This window comes from Streptococcus sanguinis (assembly GCF_003943655.1).
GTDB classification, from domain to species: Bacteria; Bacillota; Bacilli; order Lactobacillales; family Streptococcaceae; genus Streptococcus; species Streptococcus sanguinis_F.
On sequence record NZ_RJMM01000019.1, the window covers coordinates 40401 to 46400 of the forward strand.

7 protein-coding genes are annotated in these 6000 nt (G+C 40.4%); 6 read left to right on the top strand and 1 reads right to left on the bottom strand.

Translation table 11 applies throughout. From position 1 onward, the window contains the following. Positions 1-22: 22 nt before the first annotated feature. Entirely contained in the window at positions 23-985 is a 963-nt protein-coding gene (locus tag D8886_RS08485; RefSeq protein WP_125435120.1) for an asparaginase, read from the bottom strand. Between the two features lie 180 nt (positions 986-1165). Between D8886_RS08485 and D8886_RS08490 the strand changes: the two genes are divergently transcribed. The 6 genes from D8886_RS08490 to D8886_RS08515 all read left to right on the top strand — a co-directional run bounded on the left by D8886_RS08490 (position 1166) and on the right by D8886_RS08515 (position 5938). Then, positions 1166-2563, top strand: coding sequence for a Cof-type HAD-IIB family hydrolase (locus tag D8886_RS08490; RefSeq protein WP_048774157.1), 1398 nt, complete (start codon positions 1166-1168; stop codon positions 2561-2563). Between the two features lie 77 nt (positions 2564-2640). Then, positions 2641-2991: a TIGR04197 family type VII secretion effector gene (locus D8886_RS08495; RefSeq protein ID WP_002910455.1), complete on the top strand. Its 351-nt coding sequence runs from the start codon at positions 2641-2643 to the stop codon at positions 2989-2991. Positions 2992-2994: 3 nt separating this feature from the next. Then, positions 2995-3342, top strand: a complete 348-nt coding sequence (locus tag D8886_RS08500) for a DUF3958 family protein (protein WP_002910452.1) — start codon at positions 2995-2997, stop codon at positions 3340-3342. A gap of 2 nt (positions 3343-3344) precedes the next feature. Next, complete coding sequence (locus D8886_RS08505) at positions 3345-5120, top strand: RING finger protein (RefSeq protein WP_002910451.1); 1776 nt, start codon at positions 3345-3347, stop codon at positions 5118-5120. Positions 5121-5131: 11 nt separating this feature from the next. Beyond that, the gene (locus D8886_RS08510; protein WP_002898147.1) at positions 5132-5455 is read left to right on the top strand and encodes a hypothetical protein; all 324 of its coding nucleotides are present in this window, start codon (positions 5132-5134) and stop codon (positions 5453-5455) included. Between the two features lie 60 nt (positions 5456-5515). Next, on the top strand, positions 5516-5938 hold the full coding sequence (locus D8886_RS08515) for a DUF4304 domain-containing protein (protein WP_002910450.1): 423 nt from the start codon (positions 5516-5518) through the stop codon (positions 5936-5938). Positions 5939-6000: the final 62 nt, after the last annotated feature.

Here is a 6000-nt window from a genome sequence, read left to right on the forward strand (position 1 = left end):
ACATAAATAGGAACTTTTTCTCTCAGCCTTCCATATAATCTCGGAGTTCTTGACCTTTGAGTCCAGCATTCAGGGCGATGAGCAGTTTGATTCTGGCTTTTTGGGCATTGAGCTCCTTGACGAAGAAGATACCAGCCTGGTGCAGTTGAACGCCACCTCCTTCATAAGCATAGACTGGCTCAGCAATCCCGTTGAAGCAGCGAGAGACCAGAGCGATTGGCAGTCCGGCTGCTATCATATCAGCCAGCTTGTCAGCTACTTCCTTGGGGAGGTTGCCAGCACCGAATGCTTCTATGATGAGGCCGTCTATCTTGTCTAAATCCAGCATGTCCAGAAGATCTGTCTTCATACCGGCATAAGCTGGAATGATGGGCACCAGACCAGAAATGCTGTTCAAGTCAAAGCGGACCCGAGGCTCTGCTGTTTTAAAGTAGAGAATTTCCTGCTTCATAATCAAGCCAAGCGGTCCGTGAGTCGGCGTTTGGAAGGTGCTGACATTGGTCGTGTGGGTTTTGGTTACATACTTGGCAGCATGTGCCTCATCATTCATAACGACAAGCACGCCTTTATCACTGGCTTTTTCATCACTAGCTACCCGCAGGGCTGTCAGGTAGTTATAGACTCCGTCACTCCCCAGCTCATTGGAACTGCGCATAGCTCCTGTCAGAACGACCGGAATCTTTGGCAGCTGCATAGTATCCAGAAAGTAAGCCGTCTCTTCTAAAGTGTCTGTCCCATGAGTAATGACTACTCCGTCAAATTGGTCAGCACTGGCTTTGATTTTCTGGTAAAGTTTGAGCATGTGCTGGGGCGTGATATGAGGACTGGGAATATTAAAAAAGTCAACGGCTTCCGTCTCAATCCCCTCAAGCGGAACAGTCACATGGTTCATAGGGTTATCAGCATTGGTAACGACAGCCCCAGAGCCGTCAGCCTGCATGGAAATGGTTCCTCCTGTGTGCAGGACCAAGATTTTCTTTGTCATAAATCCTTTTTCTCCTTGTAGTCATGATGCAGATTCGAAAACTTACATTCTGTTTTCATAGAGTTTTCAATCCTGTTGCATAGGTATTACTCCAGCTTTTCTTTTCTGCAATTCATGTGATTGTATGTCATTTTTGTGTTATAATTTATTGTATCATAAAAGGAAAGAATGAGAAAATCAATGGAAGTAAAGGCCGTCTTTTTTGATATTGATGGGACACTGGTCAATGACAGTCGAACGGTTTTGAAATCTACAGAAAAGGCTATTCAGAGTTTAAAGGAGCAAGGAATATTAGTCGGTTTGGCAACCGGCCGCGGTCCTTTCTTTGTCAAACCTTTTATGGAGCAATTGGACTTAGACTTTGCTGTGACCTATAATGGCCAATACATTTTTTCAAGAGACAGGGTAATTTCTGCCAGTCCTATTGACAAGCAGAGTTTGCGGAATTTAATCGCCTATGCTAAGAAGCATCGGAAAGAAATTTCCTTGGGGACGGCTGAGGCTATGCTGGGCTCCAAGATTATGTCCTTCGGCATGAGCCCTTTCTCCCAGTGGACTAGCCGCTTCATCCCTAAGCGAATGGCGCGAACAGTCAGTCATGGATTTAATAAGGTCATCAGCAAGGCCTTGCCCCAGCATGAAAAGGATCTTCTACAGCTGATACAAGAGCCGATTTACCAAGCATTGATTTTGGCCAGCCCGGAAGAAAGCCGTAAGATTGAAGCAGACTTTCCTGATTTGAAATTTACCCGCAGTAGCCCCTATGCGGTCGATATTATCAATAAAGACACGTCTAAGCTAGAGGGGATTCGCCGAGTAGGCAAGGAATATGGCTTTGACATTCATCAGGTCATGGCCTTCGGTGACTCTGACAATGACTTGGAAATGTTATCAGGAGTTGGTCTCTCCATTGCTATGGGAAATGGCACCAGCTCGGTCAAGGAAGTGGCCAAGCATACAACTAGCAGCAATAGTCAGGATGGGATTCACAGGGCTTTGGAGCATTTTGGTATCCTAGCGAGGGAAAAGGTCTTTACCAGCAGTGACCATCACTTTAATAAGGTTAAAGAGTTCCATAGTGTCATGGATGAAAGCACTCAGGAAGAGCCGATTGCTTGGTCGCCTCAGGACGCTCGCTATCGGGCAGGTTTTAAGCTAGAAGAGTTGGTTGAGTTTCTGCGAGCAGCTAGTAACTCAGAGGAAGACTTTAACAGTTCTGTAGCCTATCTCCATCAAGCGCTTGACAAGGCTGCTGACAAGGTTCGCTCCAAGAGTCAGGCTGAGGTTTCTCTAGTCGGTCAGGTAGATGCCTTGATTGATACTCTTTATTTTACTTATGGCAGTTTTGTACTGATGGGAGTAGATCCAGAGCAACTATTCGATATTGTCCATCGGGCTAATATGGGCAAGATTTTCCCAGATGGGAAGGCTCACTTTGACCCCGTCACCCATAAAATTCTCAAACCAGATGATTGGGAAGAAAAATACGCTCCTGAAGGAGCTATCAAAGAAGAACTGGAACGACAGATTCAGGCCTACCAGCGTACCATAGAGCAGAAAGAAGAAAACAAAGAATAAATGTTTGGAGAGCAGAAATTTTTTGCTCTTTTTTTATTTTATGGTACAATAAGAAAAAAATGTAGAGGAGAGGACGGATGGATCAATACCAAGTTAAGAGCGACCTATCAACAGCAGCCCGTCATGCAACAGCAATCGGAGATGCAAATTTCCTGCAGATGATGGCTATTACTCGAGATTCGCAGACAACCGTTGCTGGAAATTCTAATGCAAATGCAGGGATTTCAAATGTTGAGAACCTACAAGGGCAGCTCGGGGCACACATTACAAGTATTATTCAGAATGTTCATAGTGTAGCAGCAGAGTTTGAGGATAAGGATGCTATGATTCGTCAAAGTCTGACTACTAACTATTTACCGCCTAAAAAGGAACCGACAGTCACTAAAAAAGATTTAGGTCTGAATACCTTGACTGCTTTGGAGGAATAATCAATGCAGGAAGATAAGCGATGGACTGCCTTGTTGGCCAAGGAGCGGAGGCTTGCTGATCATGAATGGGAACTCTATCAAAAGTTGGGACAGGCAAAAACTCAAGAAGAAGATGTATTGTGTCAGTTGGATTCTATGGGGACGTGGTTTCATGATTTGTCTTATGATTTCGAAGGAAGTCGATATTACAGTAAGATAACAGATTATCAGCTAGATTTTTCTCATCGAAGTAGACGGCTAAAGCTTGATATAGAGGATCAGATACAAAAACTGCGGAAAGTTCATCAAAACGCAGAAAATCAACTAGAAGAAGTCTACAAAGAGAAGCGTGCCTTAGCTGGCGAGGAGTAAGGATGAGTATTGATATGTATTTAGAAGCTGCTCGAACGCAGGCAGAAAGCCTTGGAAGAGCGGTTGAACAATGTTTGGGGCAGAATCTTAAATTAATAAGCGTTTTATCAGCTTTTCATAATGAGGATGAACTAAAAGGTAAAGCGTATGATTCTGCCAAAAATCATGTTGTCGGAACGGTCATCCCGATTGTTCAGGGAGTCATTCTCTATCAGGAAGCGATAGCCTTAGCTTGTCAAAATTTTGTTAGTAACTACACGGCAGAAGTAGACGGTAAGAGCTGGCGCCAATCAGAACTGGAAGAGAAAATTCGTTTTGCAGAACAGCAACTGGCAGAGTTGGAACGCAAATCGCAACTCTATTCAAATAATAAGGGTATGTCTATTGTGGATTTCAGTGCTTCCATCGCTGTTGCAGAAAGTGCTAGGCAAGTCTTCCAAGAAATTCTGGATAATTTGCTTACTTTTAATGAGAGTTCGCCAACTATTTTCGCGGAAGCAGAGACTTATTTAGTAGCCGCATCTACTGGCCTGTCTCAGGCAGCACAGAGCTGGGATGCATCTACTCAGACTTATCTTCCTCCTCGCCGAGATGCTGATCTCAGCTGGAAAGGTACCATCAATACTGGATGGACTAAGCGGCAGGAGAGAATAGAGGAGACGAAGAGTCAACAGTCTTTCGTGAAATATATTGACGAATTGTCATTTTCCAAGATGGAAGAGCGATATGGTAAACTTATCAGTGAGTACGAAAGCTATCTCAATACTGGTTATAACTTTCCTCAAAGAGCCGATTTGACTGCAGAACAAATTAATTATATTTATTCTCGATATCAGTATTTGAGAGAAGGGGGAGGTGCGATATATATTGAAAGTGAAAGTTCAAAAAAAATGAAGGCAAATCTTCTAGCATCTGATAAAGAAGAAGTAGATGGTATGTCGTTAGTTGAGCTAGCGGATAAGTATCCAGAATTTTTACGTGGAAGAATAAGTATCGAATTTGACTATATCTTCATGTCAGATGAGGAAAAAGCAAAGAAAGATTATAGTTATGTTCGCTTCAACCAATTAATGAACGCTGAACCGATTGATTGGCGTGATCCAGATTACGCTGCAAAGCGGAATAAATATATTCTTGAAACAGGAAAAAATCCAAGTACTAATGAACCGGCTACAGAAGCTGAAATCATCACAGCAAAAAACTACGGATGGGTCAAAGCTATTCCAGATACGGTTGCTTGGACAGATATGATGGTTGGATCTTATGTGGGGCATCAAGTCTACAATGGGAAGCCTGTTTATGGAATTGATACAAATTTTGCAGGTGAGTTAAGGAATCCAATCGTAAGTAGTCAGACAGTTTTTGGTCCTCAACTTCCATCAAAGAATTGGACACTAGAATTGCCGAAAGTTGAAACTAAGACAATTATGGGAAGTCAGTCGATGGTGTCGGAGATTAATCCAGGAGGGAATACTGATGCTCCTGCTATAAACACTGGAGGCGTAGAAGTTTCCAATAATTTGAAGTTTAATTTGAATGATATAGATAGCTTTGATAACGCGAATATTAAAAGTGTTGAAGCTTTTTTAGACAATGAACTTCAAGGTTATAGGAAAGCGCCTTTGAAAAGGGGCGATGGAGTGAGATATTATGACGGTAAAGGAAATTCATGGCAATTAAATTATGGATATGAGAATGCGACAGATAATATACATGGAAAGCCATATTTGAAGACTACCTATAATGGGGAAATTGTTAGAATTCCATTACAAAAATAAAGGAAATTAAGATGGATAAAATAGATTTAATTGAATTACTACAATCATTTTTAGAAGAAGATGCAATAGTGAGTAGAATATTTTCATACTTTTGCCTAAAGAAAAATTATAACATTGCTTTATTGAATGATATTATCTCAATTGGATTGAGAGAGAATATACTTATTATTATTAATTCTAGCGATGAGCAAATTGAATACGACCGTATTGAATGGAAAAAAGATAATACTTATCAGGAAGTGGTTTTTAGAAATCCAGAAAAATATGTTCCAGTTTTGTTTTCAGAAGCTATTTTAATTCCTGAGCCTTTCTCACAATTTTTAAAGTCTTGTTGAGTGAATTGTATTTATGAAAGATAAGGGTGTCTTAGATACTTACTAATAAAGAGGTAAATTATGAACAAAACAGAATTCAAAAAAATTGTTGGCGAAATTTTGAAATCACATAGTTTTGCTTATGAAAATAAATATTATACATTTGAAAATACTGATTTAAAGGTATTTATTGGCTTTCAAAAATCTAACTTTGAGAACTCTTTCTATATCAATTACGGCTTTTTAATCAAAGGCATTTATGATGGGAAATTACCTCTATATAAACAAGGTTTGGAAGACTTTGGTGGTAGATTTGTTTATCAGAACCTAGATAGCTATAATCTAGAGAAGATAACCTCAGAAAGTTTAGTGGCTTCTATTAATAGTAATATCAAAATGTTGATTCATCCTGCCTTTGATGATGGACTAGCAAACTATTTTGAGTTGTACCCTCACTTCAAGTTTCTTTGTAAAAAACGTGTGAAAGAATATCTGGGCTTCTAATTTTTAATGAATAATACAGAATTCAAAAAAATTGTTGGCGAAACTTTGAAATCACAAAATTT

Excerpts from the sequence above, each read along its gene's own strand:
- D8886_RS08490 (WP_048774157.1), top strand. The coding sequence starts at position 1,166 with ATGGAAGTAAAGGCCGTCTTTTTTGATATTGATGGGACACTGGTCAAT.
- D8886_RS08515 (WP_002910450.1), top strand. The coding sequence starts at position 5,516 with ATGAACAAAACAGAATTCAAAAAAATTGTTGGCGAAATTTTGAAATCA.
- D8886_RS08510 (WP_002898147.1), top strand. The coding sequence starts at position 5,132 with ATGGATAAAATAGATTTAATTGAATTACTACAATCATTTTTAGAAGAA.
- D8886_RS08500 (WP_002910452.1), top strand. The coding sequence starts at position 2,995 with ATGCAGGAAGATAAGCGATGGACTGCCTTGTTGGCCAAGGAGCGGAGG.
- D8886_RS08485 (WP_125435120.1), bottom strand. The coding sequence starts at position 985 with ATGACAAAGAAAATCTTGGTCCTGCACACAGGAGGAACCATTTCCATG.
- D8886_RS08495 (WP_002910455.1), top strand. The coding sequence starts at position 2,641 with ATGGATCAATACCAAGTTAAGAGCGACCTATCAACAGCAGCCCGTCAT.
- D8886_RS08505 (WP_002910451.1), top strand. The coding sequence starts at position 3,345 with ATGAGTATTGATATGTATTTAGAAGCTGCTCGAACGCAGGCAGAAAGC.